This is a genomic window from Treponema sp. (assembly GCF_017430385.1).
Classification (GTDB): domain Bacteria; phylum Spirochaetota; class Spirochaetia; order Treponematales; family Treponemataceae; genus Treponema_D.
The window spans coordinates 1-20478 of record NZ_JAFRNB010000041.1; the positions used below are offsets into that span (position 1 = coordinate 1).

Annotated in this window: 10 protein-coding genes; all 10 read right to left on the reverse strand. The window is 44.5% G+C overall.

Annotated features, from left to right (window positions below; translation table 11 throughout):
* Positions 1-6647, reverse strand: a 6647-nt coding sequence (locus IJJ71_RS03205; protein WP_296845280.1) for a hypothetical protein, incomplete at its 3' end; no start/stop codon positions are given.
* A gap of 61 nt (positions 6648-6708) precedes the next feature.
* Positions 6709-8313, reverse strand: a complete 1605-nt coding sequence (locus tag IJJ71_RS03210; protein WP_296845281.1) for an InlB B-repeat-containing protein — start codon at positions 8311-8313, stop codon at positions 6709-6711.
* 9 nt (positions 8314-8322) lie between these two features.
* Positions 8323-9765, reverse strand: coding sequence for a fibronectin type III domain-containing protein (locus IJJ71_RS03215; RefSeq protein WP_296845282.1), 1443 nt, complete (start codon positions 9763-9765; stop codon positions 8323-8325).
* The gene (locus tag IJJ71_RS03220) at positions 9755-12529 is read right to left on the reverse strand and encodes a FecR family protein (RefSeq protein ID WP_296845283.1); all 2775 of its coding nucleotides are present in this window, start codon (positions 12527-12529) and stop codon (positions 9755-9757) included. Before IJJ71_RS03220 ends, IJJ71_RS03215 begins: the two co-directional genes overlap by 11 nt.
* Positions 12492-15029 carry an adenylate/guanylate cyclase domain-containing protein gene (locus IJJ71_RS03225; protein WP_296845285.1) on the reverse strand — a complete coding sequence of 846 codons (2538 nt, stop codon included), beginning with the start codon at positions 15027-15029 and terminating at the stop codon, positions 12492-12494. Before IJJ71_RS03225 ends, IJJ71_RS03220 begins: the two co-directional genes overlap by 38 nt.
* A gap of 203 nt (positions 15030-15232) precedes the next feature.
* Positions 15233-15991, reverse strand: coding sequence for an amino acid ABC transporter ATP-binding protein (locus IJJ71_RS03230; RefSeq protein WP_296845287.1), 759 nt, complete (start codon positions 15989-15991; stop codon positions 15233-15235).
* Positions 15992-16110: 119 nt separating this feature from the next.
* Positions 16111-16770: an amino acid ABC transporter permease gene (locus IJJ71_RS03235; RefSeq protein ID WP_296845288.1), complete on the reverse strand. Its 660-nt coding sequence runs from the start codon at positions 16768-16770 to the stop codon at positions 16111-16113.
* A 113-nt stretch (positions 16771-16883) separates the two neighbouring features.
* On the reverse strand, positions 16884-17678 hold the full coding sequence (locus IJJ71_RS03240; protein ID WP_296845290.1) for an ABC transporter substrate-binding protein: 795 nt from the start codon (positions 17676-17678) through the stop codon (positions 16884-16886).
* A gap of 653 nt (positions 17679-18331) precedes the next feature.
* Complete coding sequence (fabZ, locus tag IJJ71_RS03245; RefSeq protein ID WP_296845291.1) at positions 18332-18763, reverse strand: 3-hydroxyacyl-ACP dehydratase FabZ; 432 nt, start codon at positions 18761-18763, stop codon at positions 18332-18334.
* A 160-nt stretch (positions 18764-18923) separates the two neighbouring features.
* Positions 18924-20168: a beta-ketoacyl-ACP synthase II gene (gene fabF, locus IJJ71_RS03250; RefSeq protein WP_296845292.1), complete on the reverse strand. Its 1245-nt coding sequence runs from the start codon at positions 20166-20168 to the stop codon at positions 18924-18926.
* Between the last annotated feature and the right edge of the window lie 310 nt (positions 20169-20478).

The window sequence follows — 20478 nt, forward strand, 5'->3', positions numbered from 1 at the left end:
GCATCGACTTTTGAAGGAAGAGAAAGAGTGAGCGAAGAAAGATCAACTCCGTTCACATAGAAATTGTTCCCGACGGTGAGAGTACCGGAAAGGATGCCAGCTTTTCCATTAGGGGAAGGATAATCAAAATCAGGATAAGCAAAACGCGTATTAGCTGAATTATGCCAGTCTGAATCAACAGCGGAATATTTGTCGCCGAAAGCCGCAAAATTCCAGAAGCCACCAGCAGGAATTGCACTTGAAAAATCTGAGTAAATCACAAGTCCGCTCGTCATGGAGAATGTGGCTGATTCAAAAGAAAGTACTCCGCTTCCGTTCACTTCGATAATTCCCTGATTGAAAGCAGGATTCGTTGCAGCGTCAATTTGAATGCTCTGGGAGCCAAGCTGCAGATGAGTTCGCGTTCCGTCTGTCCCATTCGTGATTTTCAGGATTTGCCGGGCAGGAATTGAAACGTCTCCGTCCACAGCAAGAACTTTTCCTCCGCCGTAGTATTCAAAAGTCACGCCCGTTCCGAATGAGCATTTTCCGGTGATTGTGCTTTGTGTGGCAGCAGCCGCTTCAGAACCGCTTCCTGCAAAACGCAGTGTCGAATTATTTTCGGCTATGAAATCATTCGTTGTATCATCAGAATCATTTGCCGTAACAGACCAGCTTGCAAAATCAAGAGTTTTCCCATTGTTTATCGTGATTGATTTAACCGAAATATCGTTTTCAAGCACGAGATTTTTTCCGCCTGACACCGTATCAATTACGATTTGCGCAAGTTCCATTCCAGAAACAGAACCGTCATTAGGAACAGTAGCCGGATAATATGTAGTACCGCTTTTGAATTTCCAGTTTTGTGAATCCGCCCAAGAGTTTGTATAAGTTACACCGCTGTCACCGCCACCGCGCCAATAGAACAATCGTTTAAACCAGTTTGTCGTGGTAAATATGGCCGTATCAGGCTCGGCATTAACTTTTGTGGCATCCTCAATTCTTTCGCTGATGTCATTCATGGAAACAGAATAAGAAATCAATGCGTTTGAAACATCAACTTTATCGGCAGGAACATCGATTGTCCACCATGTTGAAGTGTCTGTAGAAGAAGGAGAAGGTGCATTTGTGGTGAGGGAAATTTTTGAAGTGGCATCCCCAATAACAATAAAGGAATCCGTAAGTGACTGTGAAGTTCCATCTAATACGGCCTGTGCTAACGCAGGTGCAAGGATTTTCTGAGTCTTGTCAGCAGCGAATTTTACGGTACTGCCCTTACCTTTGAATATGAGATTATTAAATGTATTTGCATTAGTAATTTCAATCTGGGCATTGGCTTTTGAGAACACAGCAGAATCAAAAGTGTTTATTCCTTCTACTGTCACATTTGAGCCTTGAAAAGTTAGCGTACCAATAACAGCTTCAAAACCACTACCGTCTGTGTTTTCATTAAGAATACTTCCGTTGAGAACATAAGAACCTGATGTTTGAACATTGCATCCGCTGTTGATTTTAAGATTCCAGAACTCTGCCCTTCCAGCTTTTCTTGTTTCGCTTGGAGAGCTTATTACGAAAGACTTATTATTGCCTGCAAAAATAATATTTGTATTGGTTTCAGCTTGAGTTTTGCAGTTTTTATCCAGATTGAAACCGCCCTTAAGAATCAAATCCTTTTTTATTTGAAGTGAGGCAAAATCATTATAATTTACGACAGATTCATCAGTGTCATTTTTTCGCCATACACGAACATCTCCTGCGACAGAAATTTCTGCCTGCGTTTCAGTATTAAGCCCCGTAATCATAAGATTCGCGTAATCATCGCCAGTGCCAGGAAATTTCGTGACAACCTGAGAATTTGTTGTACTTCCGCCGGAATATTCAATCCATCCATTATGAGCAATATCATTTATAGGATTATTTTTGGTGCCACTATAAATTCTGTAATCGCCCTTATATTCAATTGTACCGTAATTTACGAGAGTCGTTGTGACATTCAGTAATTCTCCAGTACCAGTTCCATCGTCTTCAATGGTAAGCCGAGCGTTTGAATCAGCCACAGAACCAACATTAAGAGCGTGAATTTTTATCTCTGTAGCACCTGTATAAAGTGCATTGTTAGCCAAATCTGAAGTTGAGACAACAGGCCAAAAACCCAAAGCATGGCTGTCATCTGGGATAATAACATCGACATCCTCATTACTTGAAATTCCTGGAACATCTCCCAAATTCCAGTTCGCTGAGTCAAACCATGAAGGAGGATTTACGCCTATCCATACAAAAGAAAGATTTTTGAGTTTCCAGCCTTTTTTGAAAAGTACTGCATAATCATCATCCGTAGTCCCGGCACTTGGTACGCTCGTGCATGTTCCGTCTGACTTTCTCAAATCGAATGCCCCATTTACAACTGAATCGGCCGTCTCGCAGATTTTAACAGCACTTCCGATTTTGAGGTATTCGCCGGTAAAATTAGTCACTGGCGTTACGACAAACTGACCAGTTCCTGTGATTTCAGAAAGATTTTCTGCAGTTCCTGCAAGCGACAGGGAATAAGTTACGGATGAACCAGTGGCCTTGTTTTGTATAATTCCGTTGTTTTCGATGTTTCCTGTGATTTGAAGATTGCTTCCGAGCGTAAAAGTCTTTGCCGAATCAATTGTAACGCCCGGCTCAAAAATGATTTTGTTGTCCGAAAAACTTGTGAAGGTTGATGTAGTTTCCGTGCCGTTGATTTGAGCATTACCGGAAAGGCATTTGTAATTCTGAGTGCCGTTCGTTTTTACACTGCTTTGGATGTTGATTTCCTTTGCATCAACGGAAAGTGATGCGAGAGTATTAGACACCCGTTCTCCGACAGATTTTGCAAAAGTGACGGTTCCGTTTTTGGCCTCGGCATAAAGACTGTGCTTGGCCGCTCCAGTTCTGCTGTCATTCACGATTTTATCAGCAAAAAGGATGTTGCCTCTTTCAGATATGAACGAAGTTGTAGAAGATGGAGTTAAAGCTCCGTCCGTGCCCCTAAGATGCACATATCCATTGTAAGTCTGGTCTCCGCTTGTTTTTACAGTAACTCCATCAACCGAAAGAGAATAATTGAACTCGCCGCTGTCAGAATTTGCGCCCATGTTGCAGACGATTGATTTTAATGGCGTTTCCGTTCCGATGTCTTTTCCGAAAAATAGATAATTTCCCCGGATTGAAAGTGCCGCGTCTCCGTTCACCGTGTCTTGAAGTGAAATCGTATAATCAGATGAAGGACCGCCGCCAAGCGAGACATCATTTTTAAGCGTGACAGGACTTCCCAAACGAACATTACCCATAATCGATGTAGTTTCGCCCGATGCACCAGTTCCCAAAGTGATTCCATTTGCCGCCGTAACTGTATAGCCAGCCTCAATACTGATGCTGCTTCCGCTGATTATGAGCTTGTTATATGGAAGATTTGGAATTTTTTTGACAGTTCCGCCGCTCGCGTCATAATGCCAGGTTCCGCTTTCATTCACCTTATCCGAAAGTGATGAATCTTCCGTAGCAGAAAGAAGTTCGACCGTTTCCTGACCGTTGAGAATGATTGTTCCTTCATTTTTAAAGGCTTCTGGCTCACCGTCCAAGCCTTTTATTGTAAAATTATGCCCCGAAAGACTTAGGGAACTGTTCTCGCCAATCGTAATCTTTGCGATTTGAACATTGCTTCCAAGCTCAGGCTGATTTTCAGTTGAAGCCACATCAATAGTTACGCAGTCCGTGTCATAACGAGGATAATCCGGTGGCGGAGATGTATAAGAATTATCCTCGTTCAAAACTTTCCAGTTGCCGACAGTTTCCCAATCTGTCGAAACAGAGCCTGTCCATTCATAAATTCCTGAGCCGAGGAGTTTCCATCCGTTATTGCATACAGCGTCATAATCGGTAGCAACAGCCGCATAACTTTTTTTGGCTTCAAAAGTCCGTGCCACTGGAGTACCACTCGTCTGTGAAATCAGAACGCTGCTTCCAACCGAAAGGTATTTTCCTTCAAAACTGCTGTTACCGCCTTGCACTACAATTTTGCCGCTGCCGTCAAGTTTCAGAGGATTTCCGCTCGCTCCTGAAAGAGTGAGATTACCGGTGACAGTCTGATTTTTTTGTAAGGTACCGAAATCAAGCGTAATTCCGCCGGTCTCGCAGACAAAATCTGAAAATGTACAGGAATCTGAAAATTCTGTTTTGCTTTTGAAAACCACCTTGCCAAAAGTCGTATTTCCAATAATTTTTATCGTATTTCCGCCAGATTCAGATTCAAAAGTAACAGTCTTTCCGTTCGCATCAAAAACAGAGCTTGAAGTCGTATTGTTATTTTGCCACTGTTCCGAAACAGAAAGATTCACAAGAGCCTTTAGAGTTGCATTGTCACCTATAACAAGTTTTGCAACCTTGAAATCATCACTTGAAGAAATGGTTGTCAAACTCTCACTTGAATCAGAGACAGGAAGAAGCAGAAGCGTTCCGATTGGTCCACTATTCGCCGGGGCAAGGCACTCTATCGAACCGCCGTAAATCTTGACCGAATTATCCCCGGAGCCGGTGTACGAGCCAAACTTAAAGGAAGATGAGCCACCTGTCAACTCTATTACGCCAGCATTTTCTATTGAAGAATTTTCCACACCTATATAACTTTTTGCCGTCAAAACAGTATCTGTGCCGATATTGGAATCCTTTGCATCGATAATCAGTTTAGTTCCAGTCTCTTGATAAAAAGTATCTGCACAGGTGATTTTTGCACTAGGAGCAAGTTCAAGAGTTCCTAAAGAAGCTCCCATGTTTTGTATTACAACAGAACCGGCGTCACCATCCGCCTTAAGCTCTCCACCACTAAGTTTTGCCGTAAAATTGTTGCTCTGATTATAAGCAGAATCCTCGGTTAACATCTGGCATTTAGCAGAGACAGTTACAGTTCCATTCAAAACGATTTCAACATTTCCGCCGAAAAAGAAATTCCTGAATGGCATGTCAGACATTGTTTTAAGTGTTTTTACAGAAGAGCCAGTGTTATAGAACAAAAATGCGCCATTCGTAGTCGGAGTAAAGCTAGGGCAACCCGAAAAATCTACATTTCCATTCACAAAAAATGTTTTGTCAGCAGAAGCCGTAAAAGAGCCAGTTGATTTGAAATTTCCGGTAAAAGTGACATTTATTCCGCTTGCGGTCGGAAGAGTAACATTAACAAGCTCAACCGCGTTTTCAGAAAGACTTTTTATTGTGCCAGCCCCGCTGACAGTGAGATTTTCGACCGTGTTTGTCGTGCCTGTTCCGAAAGTGATTGAGCCGGAAGAAAGACTTGTTGTACCAGAGCCGGAGTAACCGCCATTGAAGGTGACGGTTTCATCTTTAAAATCCAGGTCTCCTGTATTAGAAACCTCACCCGTAAAAATAATATTTCCCGATGCTCCTAAATAAGAGCCTTTATTATCAAAATCTTTTATCTCTACGGTTCCGCCAGAATGCCATACGCTTGCACCAGCCTCAATCGTGAGTTTTTCTGAAATTTTAATAGCATTTCCTAATTGAGTTCCTGCAGTCTCAACTATAAGATTTTTTACCTTTGGGACTTCCCAGAAAAGCACCGGTCCATAACAATGAACCTCAGAAGGAATTATATAAGATGCCGAATCTGAATACAGAGAAATTCTATTTGAACCAGCCGTATTTTTTATATTAATGCTATAAGACGTGTCTGCTACTGTAAACCCCTTCACTGCATATTTATCAGTAGAAGCCGCAAACACGGCCGTGTCGCCGTCTTTTGAGCCGGGGTACCTGGTAGCGGCTGAATAACTTGTCATCGGGCCATTTGTCTTTTTTTGCAGCCAATTAGCCGGATCATTCCATTCACCGACCGTCGAGCCGTCAGAAGCTAAGTTCCATTTAAATTCATTTGTCGCCGTATATATAGCCCCGGAAGTTTGTAAATCAGAAGAATCAACAGTCATAAAATCGCCAACTACTGAACCACCGTTATAATTGAAAATTCCGTCGCCAGTAAGAGACAATCCGGCCTTTGATTGGTCTGTAGCATTGTTATTTATGCTGTTTTCGACAGTGAGCGTTGTATCCATTGTATCCCCATCAGAAATATTGACTGTAGAAGAGGATGATGAACTTGCAAGATTAATGGAATCACAAGAAAGGGTTCCACCACCAGTGATTATAAAATTTACAGGATATTCAGTGCCCTCACTGTTTCCAATAAATAAAGTTCCATTTACAGTAAGCGTATGACCATTTAAATTTATTACGATTGTGGATGAAGAACCTGAAGGTTCAATATTCAGGTTCTTTATTGTTATATCAGAATCAAGGGTTATAGTTATTTCAGCTTGATTTCTGTCAGTATTCAAAAAAACACTTCGGTCTGATCCGCTTCCAGACGCGCCAGGATAATCCCCACTTCCAACGTTCTTCCAGTCTGAAATATTTTTATATTCCCAGTTTTCACTATTTGTCCATGAGCCGCTTTCACTACTTGTCCATCTGAAATCAAGATACTGAACATTTCCGCCCCACACTCCAGCCACACACACAAACACCGCCACGGCCGCGAAAATTTTTCGTTTCAAAGAAGAAACTGCGGCTGCTTTTGAGAAAATCGCTCCAATCCGTTTAGAAAATGGCGTGTACTTTATAGAAAACACCTCATTTTATTGTAACACAAGATTTTAGTTTTTCAAATATTCTTAAAATAAGTTTTATGGATTACTGAACCTCAAACTGGAACGCGGCTGTAAAGATTCCATCCGCTCCCGGACTGCCGCAGACAAAGACCAGATGAGTTCCGCTTGAATAATCCGTATATGAAATAGATAAAGTATCTGTTCCGCCAGAAGCAAAAGCCTCATCAATAATCCATTGATACGGAGGATTTCCGCTTGTTACGGTGAATGTCATTCCAGTTGCAGTGTATGTCACTCCGATTCCAGCAGGAATTGTTCCGATTATGCTTCCTTTTGGCTTCCATTTTGCCGTAAATGTGACCGGCTCTGTGCTCCATTCTGATTCTGAAGCTGTCCATCCGTCGAAAATATAGCCAGTTTTTGTCGCGGTGTGAGCCGGTGTGTATGGCCATGAGCTGAAATCAATTGTTTCGCTTGCAGGAACCGTGCCTGTTCCGCCGTCCAAGTCATAATTGACCGTGCGGCTCTGGATATTCCACTTGGCATAAAGCGTGATGTCCGCCGTGACTGGAGTTGTGAAATCATAAGCAGAAGTACATGCAGAATCCGTGTACCAGCCGCCAAAATCGTAGCCAGTTTTTGTTGCAACTTGTGATGTCGCGCAAGTGCTCCAGCCGACAGTCTGGCTCGGAACGATACTTCCGCCCTGAGAATCAAATGTTACCGTATAAGGAATCAAAAGCCACTGAGCTACGAAAGTCGCATTCTCGTTCGGATAATTTGCCTCAGTGAGCGTTGCTCCGTCTGGATATGAATTTACGATAGAGCCATCAGATTTTGTGAAAGTCCAGCTGCCAAAATAATGCCCGACAGGAGCCGTAAATGTACATGCAGGAAGAACATCGCCGACAGAAACCTGTTCCAAAGTCGCCATTGTTCCGCTTCCGCCGTTTGCCTCAAAACTGATGTTGATTTTTTCTTTGAGCCAACATGCAAAAAGATTTATCACGCTTCCTTCGACATTTGAAAGATTTAGGACGACATCTGAATCCTTGAACTCAGGAGTGTTAGGAACTGCGCTTGATGTTCTTGCCCAGCCGTTGTGGACATAGCCGTTGCGCACGAATTTATTTGTCGGAAGAGCCGCACTCGTATCGTAAGAAAATGCCGTTTTTTCCTGTGAAATGACTTTTCCTTCTGCATCAGTGTAGGTGCCGCCATTTCCATCGAGGACAACATAATAAGTCACAGGAAGCCATTCATGAACTACAAAACTTGCCGGAGCCGATGCAACCGTAAAGCTGTCTATGGCATCAAATTCAGTTCCGTCGCCCGCGGTCATTTTCCTGCATGTGATGTTTGACGGCAAATCCTTGGAGCCTGTAACAGGATTTTTATAATAAAGCCAGAAGTCGATTTTATATCCAGGTTTGAGCGCAAAAAATGCCGGAGTTGTGGCCGATGGAAGCGACGAAAAAGGAACCCTTGTGCCGATTGGATAAGAAATTGTTACCGGGTCAGGAGATTCCGTAAGTTCCGGGCTGTACGAGAAGAAAATGTAAGATGTCGAAAAATCTGCCTGCAAATCATCAGTCAGCTCATCCCCACAAGAAGCAAAAAGGAAACAGAAAAGCCCAAGGAGAATCATCGAGAATACAGAAAGAATCGAACAGGTCAGTCTTCTCATCGCAACTCCTTAAAATCTGAATCCAATGCAGGCGTAAGGCGAGACAAATCCCAGCGGTGAAGAGCCTGCAAGCACATAAGTGAAATCAGCACCGATTTCAGCAACAACAAACTTCCACGGTGTAAAGAACACGGAAGCTCCGGCAACGGTAGCAGGATAAAAGTAATTCTTTTTATCCGGGGGAAGCCTGTTCGGGGCAGAAGCTGAATAGTCTATGGATTTTGTGACCATATCAACGCCGCCACCGAGTTTGCCAGCAACAAACACATTTTCCATAACTCTATGCTGACATACTATTTTAGCATCAATAATATTAGATTCAAGTTTTGCAGTCAGATAGCTGTTATCTTTTTTGAATTCCTGACGCAAGAATCCGATTTCAGCACCAATCTGCTCGTTCTGGATTTTTACAGGAAGGAATTTCACCCTGGCATTGAGTGCGATGACATTTTTTTCCTCGTAATAATCCTTGATTGTGTCGCCGAGAATATTCATCGAGTAAGCAAGCCCGCCCTCAACAATCACATTCTTCCATTTGTAAGGGTGAGCCGCCTTCCATTCTTTTTTTGCCTTTTTCTCGGCTTCTTTTGCCTCCCGTTTCTGCCGCTCCAGAAGTTCCTTTGCGAGCCGCTCATCTTCTTCGGCACGGCGTTTTTCTTCTTCAATACGAAGTCTCTCTTCCTCGGCGAGCCGTTTTTCTTCCTCAGCCTTTGCTTTCTCTGCGGCAAGTTTTTCTGCTTCGGCATTTTTTTTGTATTCTTCAACCTGAGCCTGCATTTCGCTGCGCACGGCATCTTCGGCCTCTTTTTTGATTTTCTCGACTTCTTCCTCAGAATATTTTTTCTCACCCTCAATCTCAATTACTTCGGAAAGAGAAGAAAGTCCGCTGGCATTTGTGACACGGAGCCGCCATTTTCCTGGAGGAACATTCTTAAAATCAAGATGAGTGATTTTCTCAGTTTCAGAGGAGCTGGTTCCCATAAGAGATTTTTCTTCTATTGAAATGGCACCTTCAAGCGATTCATTCACAAGCTCAAATTTCGTGTCCTTGTTGATGTCAGAAATATTCACATCGATTCCGACCGAGCCTGTTTCTTTCTGAACTTTTACGCTCGGCTCGACATCCTTGATTTTAGGTTTGTTTGCCTTAAAGACTTCAAAATTCGTCCATGATGAAACGCTCGCTTCCTTGCCCAAAAAATCATAAGCTGAAATTCGATAACGGTATTTTCCAGGCATGAGTGAGATTTCCGTGGAAGTTTTGTCCGTCGTCAGCACCTGAGTCTTTCCAGTCGCGATATTCTGAACCTCGACTTTGTATTCAAGGGCATTCGCATTGCTTTTCCATTCAAGTTTCTGCGGGAAAGAAATTTCGTCCGCGAAAACAGGCACGGCCAAAAGCAGGAGAATTATTGCAAATTTCAGGAATGATGCGATTCTTTTAGTTTCCATACATCATCCCCGGCTTTACGGCCTCAACTTTCGTCGGCGAAGCAAAATCTATCTTGAAAGTGCTGGAACTTGCGTTTCCTTTCTGCTCAAGATAGCCGTCCTTTGCGTAAGAATATGGCGTTACAGTCCATTCAAAAGTTCCGACATCGAGAATCGACAAATCCTTAATCCGCACGGTCGATGCCTTTGTGTTCTTTTCGGTGTAAACGAGCTTTCTTTTGCCAACCGAATCCAGTTTGTAAAGCACGAAAGTGTATGCTGTCGCGCCAACAACTTCGTTCCAAGCGAATTCGATATTTCTGTGTTTTTTGAGCCATTCACCGTCCATCACGAAATTTCTTGCCGGGCTTACAAGAACTGGCGGCTGCAAATCTGGAGTTCCGTCAATCGTGAACCTGAGAGTTTTTGAATCAACAGGAATTCCGCCTGCCGTGCTTGCAGAAATTTTCCATGAATATGTGCCCGATGTGAGCCGGTTTAGCGAAAGATTTGTTTTTGTCGTATCAACTGAATCAACGACTTTATACGAGCCGTCTTTCTGCAATTTTGAGAGAATGAATTTATAAGAAGAAACTTTGTCTTTTCCTGGAAGCCATGTGAAAATCACCGGATTTCTCAATGCCGTAAGCCCCGCAATCCTCATTCCATCGCTCGGACTCTGCGCAAGAATCATCGAAGGAGAGCGGACTGAGAAAATTCTCTCGCTCGCAACGGAAATTCTTGATGAGCCGGCAACTGCCTGAACGAAGCAGACATAGCTTCCTTCTTCAAGCACGAAATTTGCCGAAGTGTCTCGGACTTCATTCTGCCGCTTTACGACTTCACCGTCAGGATTGCAGATTCGCACTGAATAATATTCAGCATCGGGATTCGGGTTCCATGAAACTGTGACAGGCGCGTAATTGTACACCATGACTTCCTGATTCTGGGCAGGAGCCACAATAACAGGCGGGTCAAGCTCTGAAAGAACAGTGAGCATCCGGCTCTGAGTAAAGTCTTTGACAGAACCGCTTTCATCGCGCACGCCGACCCGCCACCAGTAATTGCCCGAAGGAAGGTTTATGCTGTCGAGAACCGAAGAAGATGTTGCACGCTCAACCTGAATCGTAGAGAAATTCGGAGTTGTCGCAATCTGAATCACGGACGGAACAGAAGATTTTTCATATTCTTCCGAAAGTTTCCACATGAAAGCCGTGCCGAGGATTTTCGTGCCCTCAACAGAAAAATTGTCCGGCGGATAAAGCAATTTGTTGTCTTCAGGAACATAACGCGCTATACGGAACGAGCGGATTTCTGACTCTGGAGTTTTGTCATCGGCATCAGAAGATTTTCGCAAGACTTTCCAATAATAAGTTCCGTCATGCAGTTCCGTGGCAGAGAATTCTTTTGTGTACCGGGTGCCGTCTGTAACCGCTGAATAAACAACATTCGTAAAATCATGATCCCGCGCAATCGAAATCTCGTACTGAGCATCCTTAAGCTCGCTCTTCCAGATGAAATTTCCAGGAATTTTTTCCTTGTAGATAATCTGGGCGTTATCGGCAGGAACGGAAAGCTCCGGCGGCCGAATTTCCTGGCTTCGGACAACTCTGAACGGATAAACTTCACTTCCGCCCGCATAGCCGAGGCTGTTCAATGAATAGTAAGGCGTGACCTGCCACCAGTAATTGCCCTCTTCAAGCGTGTCGATAGTCACAAAATTTCCACTGATTTCTGAATCAGTGACGACAGTACGCATGTCCGGCGTTGAGGAAATCAAAAGCCTGTATCGTTCCGCATAATCGTTGCCCGTCCATCTGAATGCGACTTTCGGGAAAGAAGAACGGTACTTGAACTGACTTTCACTTGCAGGAGAAATGCCTGAAATCGCCTTCAAATTCTCAATGCTGAGCCGACCGACAATGGCGGAAGATTTTTCTCCCTCAGTAAAAAGCCGCCAGAAAATCACTCCGCTTTCAAGCCTCATTTCGGCTACGGAAGAATTGGTAAATTCCCGGCTTGTGGCGATTTTTTTGAAATCACGAGTAAAAGAAGTCTGCAAAGTAACAGGCCCAGTTTCACTCGTTTTCCATTCAAAGCGAACCGGAATGTATGAATCGGAAGTATTCAGGATTTTGAGGTCTTTTGGCGGATAAATCACGGTCACGGCATTTTTCTGAATTTCCTTGCCCTTCTCGACATTGACTGATTCACCGTCAGCAATTTGTGCAATCTGGCCGCTTTCCGTCGTAATCTGGGCAGAACCAGCCATAACTTCAACATTATGGACACCGCTCTCAGAATCAGATTTTGCGGCAAGGGAACTTCCGGCATCGACATTTACGACCGAGCCGTCATCAAGTTTGAGCTGAACGCTGGAAAGTGCCGTTGTCGAATCAATCTGAATGTCTCCGCCGTTAATCGAAATCTGAACTCCGCCGCCAGCATTAGCCCCGACCTGAATCATCGTGTTTTCGCCAAGATCGATTACAGTTCCGTCATTGAGAGTAAGGACAGCCTGCGCCAAATCAGCCGTGCGGATTGTATCGCCGTAATAAAGTTTTGTTCCGCTGGTAATGCGTTCCCACACAACGCGGTCATCAAATTTTCGCTGAGCCACATTGTGCTTAAAAGAGATTGTTCCAACTTCAGTTTTGTCGCCACGAACAGTGAATGCGTTCAAATCCTGCCAGAAAAGCCACGCAAAAAAAGCGGCCACGGACAGGCAGAACAAAATCACGAGGAAATCACGGAGCAGCGACTTGAATTTTGTTCTCTTCCGCATCCAGATTTACCTTTTCAAAATCAGGCGTTTCGATTCCGAGCAAATCCCGGACTTCTTTTAAAGTCTTAGGGCCTGCAGGTCCAACTGCTCTTTCGCAATCATGGTCAACTTCATATTCTTCTTTTTCCGTTGAGAAGAATTTTGCAATATCAAAATTCGGCATATTGACTACGCCGTAAAAATGCTGCTTTCCTTTTCCTTTGACTTCAAATTCAACAGGAATTTTTTCGACGATAATCTCATTGTAAATATTCGCCGGCTTGATGATGAAATTGTTTTCCTCACAGCGGATATAATCTTTTTTGAGAATATCATAAGTGTCCTGCGTGATGAGGATGTCCGTTCCACAAGGCTTGTTACTTGCCTCAGCACGGCTCGCAAAGTTCACGGAGTCACCAATTGAAGTGAATTCCATTTTGTCGAAACTTCCCATGAATCCGACCGTAGCACGACCAGAATTTAAGCCCGCACCAATCCTGATGTGAGGCTTGTATTTTGCACGAGGCTCATTTTTGTGCGCTTCCGTGAAAGCCGCGGCATCCTTGTTGTATTTCATGAGAGAATATCGCATTGCGATACAGCATGTGACTGCGCTCAGGGCATCAGCCTTTACATATTCAGCATGAGCTTCCTCGTTCAGGATTCGCGTGACCGAAGTTTCATTCAATTTTTCCCAGTCAAGGCTCTCATTCCTCAAAACGCCCCAGACCGCCATAATCGCATCGCCCTCGAATTTATCGACGATGCCGCCAGTCTTGTTGATACAAGTTACCATGCGGCTCATGTAGTCGTTCAAGAACCCGATGATTTCAGCCGCACTGTGCTCGCCGAAGCGTTTTTTGAAGCCGTCCGAAATTGCCGTAAATCCACGGATGTCGCTGAAAAAAATCGTGATGTCCTTAAGATGCGGATCAAAGTCAATTTTTTTGGTGATTACGGCCTTTGTAACGCCCTTGTTCGTGAGGCGCGAAACCATGTTCAAAATTTCGCGCTCGTTTTTAGTGCTTCGTTCCAATACACCAATTTCGTCCTTGCGCTTGAGCTTGAGTTCGTCAAAAAGCTCCGTGTTGAAATTGCCCTTGTTGACCTCATTAACGACCTCGGTGAGAACCTGCAACGGCTTGCTCAAAGATTTTGCGAAGAAGTAAATTACGAGGATTGCGATTGCCACGACCGCGAACATAATGCAGATATTTCGGTAAGTAATCCGCCTTACGCCTTCAAGGATGACCGAAGTTTTTGCGATAGTGATGACACCGCCGTTCCCGATTCCCAATTTTCGGAACGCGCCGATATATTCGTCACCATTTTCATCTGTGTATGGAATCTGACCATTACCGACCGGGCTTGAAAGCATTTCCTCGATGATTTTGAGGGAACTTAAGTCAGCAGCGGAATTCATCTTTTCCAAATCGCTGTGAACAAGTGCAATTCCGTCATTGTTCACGAAGAAAGACTGGTTTATGCTTCCCGATGCAAAACTTTCACCGATTTCGGCAGTTGAGTAAAGGAACGCGACATAGCCCTCGCCCGAAGAAGAAGAAACCGGGCAGAACAAAGAAATCAGCGGAACATTGAAGAACGGAGTTGCGTTAAGAATCTCGAAAGTGCCGTTCTTTGCCTTTTCTCCGCTTTCACTTTCCTGCTGCATGTAAGCCAGGACAGATTCATTTTCAATTTCGTGCGAAACAATAAATGTGTCGCTGGTGAACAAAATAGCGTCATCAGCCCGGACATAATAAATTGCGACAATATCTTTGTTGCGGTCAAAGAAGAGCTTTTCAATTTCCTTTGCCCCGGAATCGTCTTTGCCCGTCGTTGACATCAAATCAAGGAACATAGTCACGCTTGAAACTGCCGAGTTGATTCGATTTTCTGTGTCGCTCGCAGTACGACTGTTAATCGCAAGATTGTTTTCCTCGGCATTTGAGCGGGTGTCCTGAGTAACAAAGTAAGATACGGCATAAGTTACGCCTCCGACAGCAAGAACAAGCAGGAACGATATAATCACGACCAGTTTTATGCCAATCGGCCGCTTTACCCTAAAATTCCGCTCATTCTCAAGCTCTTCCATTTGCTCATATTTTTTAATCAGGCGGATGGCATTTTTTTCAAGCCGCAAAGAACGCTTGTCATCTTCAAGGAATTTTTTGATTTCATCAGCTCGCTTTGGAATTGACTCAGCCGGCTCTTCAAGGATAAATCCTCCGCTCTCAGAAGCCTCGCCAATAGAATCAATTTCCTCTAAAATGGAAGCAAAATCATCGGTCGCCACACTCGGCTCAACTGCCGGCGCAGGAGATTTTTCAGGCAGAACTGTTGCCGAAGCAGGCGCGACAGGCTTTTTCGGCTCAGAATCGGCAGGAGCTTTCTGAACCTTCGAGACATTAGGATTCACACGGACAAAACTGCCCTGAGCTTCATCGATTTTTAGAGAAGTCTTTTTCTTTTTTGCGGGAACAAAATCCCCATAGTCCAATGTCTTGCGTTCTGCGTTCAATTCAAAGTCCTACTTAAATTATATAAGATTTTCTCTATATTATCGACAAAAAAAGCCGGTATCTCTACCGACTTTTTAATATTATTTTTTGAAAAAAAGCCCCGCAAGGATGCGGGAAATAAGCAAAGAGAGAAAATTCTGTTTGCCTTAAGGTGAACAGAATTTTCTCGTTTGAAGTCAAAATACACGGAAGTATTTTGACTTCAAAGAACGCTCTTAAGGAATTGCTGCAAGCGTTCGCTTTTTGGACTGCCGAAAATCTGCTCTGGGCTTCCTTCTTCGACAATTTTTCCGCTTTCCATGAAGAGGACTCGGTTTGCGACTTCGCGTGCAAAGCCCATTTCGTGAGTCACTACAATCATCGTCATGCCTTCTTTTGCAAGCTCCTGCATTACGCTCAGAACTTCACCTACAAGCTCCGGGTCAAGGGCACTGGTCGGCTCGTCGAAAAGCATGATTTTTGGCTCCATTGCAAGGGCGCGTGCAATCGCAACTCGCTGCTGCTGACCGCCCGAAAGACGGCTCGGATATTCGTCGGCTTTGTCGGCCAATCCTACGCGGGCAAGAAGCTCCATCGCACGGGCCTTAGCCTCAGCTTTAGACACTTTTTTTACATGAACAGGCGCAATCATTACATTCTGCAGAACAGTCTTGTGCGGAAAGAGATTGAATCTCTGGAAAACCATTCCCATTTCAAGAAGGACTTGTGCCCGCTCTTTCTTCGGCATCTTGAAAACATGATTTCCGCTGTCATACTCGTCCAAAAGATTGTCATCAACGAAAATCTTTCCGCCAGAAAACTTTTCAAGGCCGTTCAATGTGCGCAGGAAAGTAGATTTTCCGGCTCCCGAAGGTCCGATAATACAAACAACTTCCTTCGGCTGAACTTCAAGCGAAACGCCTTTGAGAACATGAAGGTCGCCAAAAGAAACATCGATATTTTCAGTCTTAATAATACTCATTATAAATTCCTTCTCACAAGCATTCCCCGCAAGGATGCGGGGTAAAAGCAAAGAGAGAATTTTCAGAATGAAAATTCTCGTACGAACTCGAAAATCCATGGATGGATTTTCGATTCGAATTATTCGTAGACGCTAAATTTCTTTTCTGTTCTATTAAAGACAACCGAGAACACAGCGGTGATAATCAAGTACAAAATCATCGCCGGAACATAAACAAGCTCGTTTCCTGAAGAAGAAGCGATACTTCTGGTTACCTTTGTGATGTCTTCCAAAGCAATCAAAGAAACCAGCGAAGCATCCTTCAAAACCATGATGAATTCGTTTCCGATTGCAGGAATAAGGCGGCGGATTGACTGAGGCACGATAATCAGTCCCATAGTCTGCCAGTAGTTGAATCCAAGCGCGTGACTGGCTTCTTTCTGGCCCTTGTCGATTGACTGAATCGCAGCGCGAATGTACTCAGCCATGTATGCCCCGGAATTGAGACCGAAAGCGATGAAGGCTGCAAGGAATTTGTTCCTCAAAGTGAGCACCGGGAAAATCTTCGGAAGACCGAAATACAGAAAATAAAGCTGCATCAAAAGCGGTGTTCCGCGGAAGAAGAAAATATACGCGCTACAGATTTTTTTGAGAATTTTATCTTTTGACATTTTTCCAAGCGAAAGGAAAAGCCCGATTACGATTCCCGCAGCAACAGATGTAAGCGTGAGAAGAATCGTGATTTTTGCGCCGTCCAAAAGAGCCGGAATCCAGCCTATAATTTTCTGTAAAGCAGTCATGTTTTATCCTATAGCGTTAGGGATTGTAGTGGCGGCGAAGCCGTTCCCCGACAGACATGGCGGGGAATGAAACCACGGAAAGCCCGACCCGCCGAAGGCGGGTAACGCCAAAATTATTTAATTGTATCGCTCAAATCTGAGCCGAAAACTTTGAGGTAAAGAGTTTTCATTGTGCCGTCAGCCTTCATCTCGTCGATAGCGGCATTAACTTTATCAAGAAGGACTGTGTTTCCCTTGCGGATTGCAACGCCGAAATATTCGTCAGCATCACCTACCCAAGTTGAAACGAAAGCAGGATCCTCAGCATAATTTGCGAAAACAAGCGCATCAGAAACTACTGCGTCACAACGGTTGAGCTTAAGCTCGTCATAAGCATTGATTACTTTGTCGAACTCAGCAGGTGTGAAGCGAAGGCCTTTTTTTGTCTGTTTTTCCATGAAGATGTCAGAAGTTGTCTCAGCCTGATAAGCAACGACTTTGCCTTCCAAGTCTTTTGGAGAAGCTGGTTTGAATCCAGAAGTAGCATTAACTACGATAGTCTGGCCGTTTCCGACATAAGGTTTTGAAAATTCCATAGCTTCCAATCGCTCTGGAGTGATAGTTGCAGCCGCGATGACTACATCATATTTGTTTGTCTCAAGACCTGCGAAGATTCCGTCCCAGGCAGTATCGATGAACTCAGCTTCAAGGCCAAGTTTAGCAGCCAAAGCACGGCCGAACTCAATATCGAAACCAATCGGTGTTTTTCCGTCGGCATCATAATATTCCATCGGAGGATAACCGATTTCCATTCCAACCTTGAACTTGCCCTTCTCTACTGTAAATTCTCCGGCTTCTGTTTTTTTGTTGCATCCAATGAATGAAAGCACTGATGCAAGAACTGCTGCAAAAATTACAATCTTTTTCATATATAGCTCCTGTATAATCTATAAAAGATAAAGGGGACTTCGTACGCAAACGCCGTCGTCCCCCGATGTAATAATTATACAGAATTTTCGTATATTTATGCAAGTAGGTGAATTAGTCCCCGCGCCCGAAGCTCAGCTTCGGACGAGACTCGCTAAAATCGCATCTCATGCGATTTTTTAACGCTCGCTTCCGCGGAAAAATCACAGATTTTTCCGAGACTCGCTAAAATCGCATCTCATGCGATTTTTTAACGCTCGCTACCTGTCCCAACCAAGCACGCCCGCGGTTCGAGCATAGCCCGAACCGAGACTCGCCTACAAACTTGTCTCACAAGTTTGTTCGCCTACGGCGACCGGCTCCCTACCATTCAGTCTGGGCACATAAGCATTTTTCTTGCTGATTAATTGCCTTTTCCTACCAGGCACATGAGGCGGACAAGCCGCCTCGCACTGAAAGGAAATATTAACTGTTCGCTCACGCGAACGGCAGTGTCCACTCGGCCTGTGCACATAAGCATTTTTCTTGCTGATTAGTTGCCCTTACCTACAAGGCACATGAGGCGGGCAAGCCGCCTCGCACTGAAAGGAAATATTAACTGTTCGCTCACGCGAACGGCAGTGTCCATTCTGCCTGGGCACAATTGTCTTGCTGACTAATTGCCTTTTCCTACCAGGCACATCCATTCTGCCTGAGCACATAATGTGTCGCCGACGAAGGCTTTGCCGGCCTGGACTACCATGTTTTTGGTGCAGCGTTTGTTGGTTACTTCCATGCGAACTTTGTCGCCTGGGCGAACCTGATGCTTGAATTTTACGTTGTTTACTGTTGCGAGGAAGAACAAGCTTCCCTCGTCAAACTTTTTCTGCAAACTAAGAGCAGCACCGCCGCCCTGAGCCATTGTCTCAATCAGGATAACGCCAGGAACAACTGGGTATTCCGGGAAGTGCCCCTTGAAGAAGAAGTCCTCGTCAGTAAAAGTGCGGTGACAAACGCAACCATTCTCGTCATAGCTGTCGATTGAGTCCACGAAAAGGAAAGGTTTGCGATGTGGCAAAAGTGATTCAATATCTGTAAATGCTTCCATATTATACTCCTATGTTAGATGTCTTGGCACTCACGAAAGTGCCCTAAAAAGAATATGCCCTAAGAGGCGTAGGCTGGGTTCCGACAAAAGCTCGCTTGAACTTGTTCACCGCGAGCTTTATGGCGGGTTCCAGCCGAGAGCCTCTTAGGGTTTATGCTGGTTACTGAACTTTCTTGAATACCAAGCAGCCGTTGTGGCCACCGAAACCGAAGTTTGCGCTCATTGCAACATTTACTGGCATATCAAGGCCTTTGTTTGGAGTGTAGTCCAAGTCACAGCCGCCCTCAACATCAACTTCGTCCAAGTTGATTGTAGCCGGGATGTATGAATCCTGAATTGCTTTTACACAAATCATAGCTTCGAGTGAGCCTGCGTTTCCGAGACAGTGACCTGTCATTGATTTTGTTGAAGAAATGTGGAGTTTTGGAGCAGCCTCTCCGAAAGCGATGTGGAGCATTTTTGTCTCGCCGGAATCGTTCAATTTTGTTGAAGTTCCGTGAGCATTGTAGTATGTGACTTCCTCTGGTTTTACGCCTGCGTCTTTCATTGCGACTGTCATACATTTTGCACCGCAAACTCCGTCCGGGTTTGGAGCTGTGAGGTGGTATCCGTCGCTAGAAGCACCGTAACCAGCAAGCTCAGCATAGATTTTTGCACCGCGGGCCTTTGCGTGCTCATACTCTTCCAAAACGAGGATTGTTGAGCCTTCACCCATTACGAATCCGTCGCGTTTTTTGTCGAACGGGCGGCTTGCTTTTGAAGGATCGTCAGCATATCCAGAAGAAAGTGCGTGGAGCATTGAGAATCCCAGGTTGGCGTAACCACACTGAGTAGACTCAGCACCACCAGCCAAAACTACATCGTAGCGGCCAGAGCGAACCTGGTCAAAAGCGTTACCGATAGCGTCTGTACCAGAAGCACAAGCTGTAGCGATTGTGTGTGTAGCACCGTGCAAGCCGAATGCCATTGAGATGTTTCCTGCACCTTCGTTAGGAATAAGCATCGGGATTGTCATTGGAGACATGCGAGTCTGATTTGAATCGAAGTAAGCTTTCATTGTGCTTTCTGTAACTTCGAGACCGCCAATGCCGACACCGAGGTAAACAGATGTGTTTTCAAGAACCTCAGCATTTCCCATCAATTTTGAATCGTCCAAAGCCATTTTTGCAGCTGCGACAGCGTACTGTGTGTACAAAGCCATTTTGCGTGCAGCAGAAGAATCCATGTAGTCAGCGGCCTTAAAATTCTTTACCTCAGCCGCATATTTTACCTTGAAATTTGCATTGTCATAATGTGTGATAGTGGCGATTCCACTTTTTCCAGCCTTAATGGCAGCCCATGTGGCATCAACCGAGTTTCCCAAAGGTGAAACACAACCAAGTCCTGTTACAACTACTCTTCTCATAAAAATCTCCTTATTCAAAGGGGGAAGTCTCCCCCTCGCTACAACCGCCTACGGCGTTTTACGCTACCCCTTCTGCGGGGACACCCCGCAACGCCCCATAATCAAACGGCTGGAATAGCATTCTATTATGACAAAATATCATTTTTTGTCATTTTGTACAAGTAGGCGAAACAGGGCATCCGCATCAAAAGCACTCTGCAATTGAATTCTTAACAAGTATTGTATTTAAAGATTAGGCGAGATGATAAAATAACTTCGGGTAGTAAAAATGACATTGAAGGAAACATTCGAAGAAATCACGGACGACAGA

Bases quoted from the DNA above. Each gene is read 5' to 3' on its own strand.
- IJJ71_RS03210 (WP_296845281.1), bottom strand. From the start codon at position 8,313: ATGAGAAGACTGACCTGTTCGATTCTTTCTGTATTCTCGATGATTCTC.
- IJJ71_RS03215 (WP_296845282.1), bottom strand. From the start codon at position 9,765: ATGGAAACTAAAAGAATCGCATCATTCCTGAAATTTGCAATAATTCTC.
- IJJ71_RS03220 (WP_296845283.1), bottom strand. From the start codon at position 12,529: ATGCGGAAGAGAACAAAATTCAAGTCGCTGCTCCGTGATTTCCTCGTG.
- IJJ71_RS03230 (WP_296845287.1), bottom strand. From the start codon at position 15,991: ATGAGTATTATTAAGACTGAAAATATCGATGTTTCTTTTGGCGACCTT.
- IJJ71_RS03235 (WP_296845288.1), bottom strand. From the start codon at position 16,770: ATGACTGCTTTACAGAAAATTATAGGCTGGATTCCGGCTCTTTTGGAC.
- IJJ71_RS03240 (WP_296845290.1), bottom strand. From the start codon at position 17,678: ATGAAAAAGATTGTAATTTTTGCAGCAGTTCTTGCATCAGTGCTTTCA.
- fabZ (WP_296845291.1), bottom strand. From the start codon at position 18,763: ATGGAAGCATTTACAGATATTGAATCACTTTTGCCACATCGCAAACCT.
- fabF (WP_296845292.1), bottom strand. From the start codon at position 20,168: ATGAGAAGAGTAGTTGTAACAGGACTTGGTTGTGTTTCACCTTTGGGA.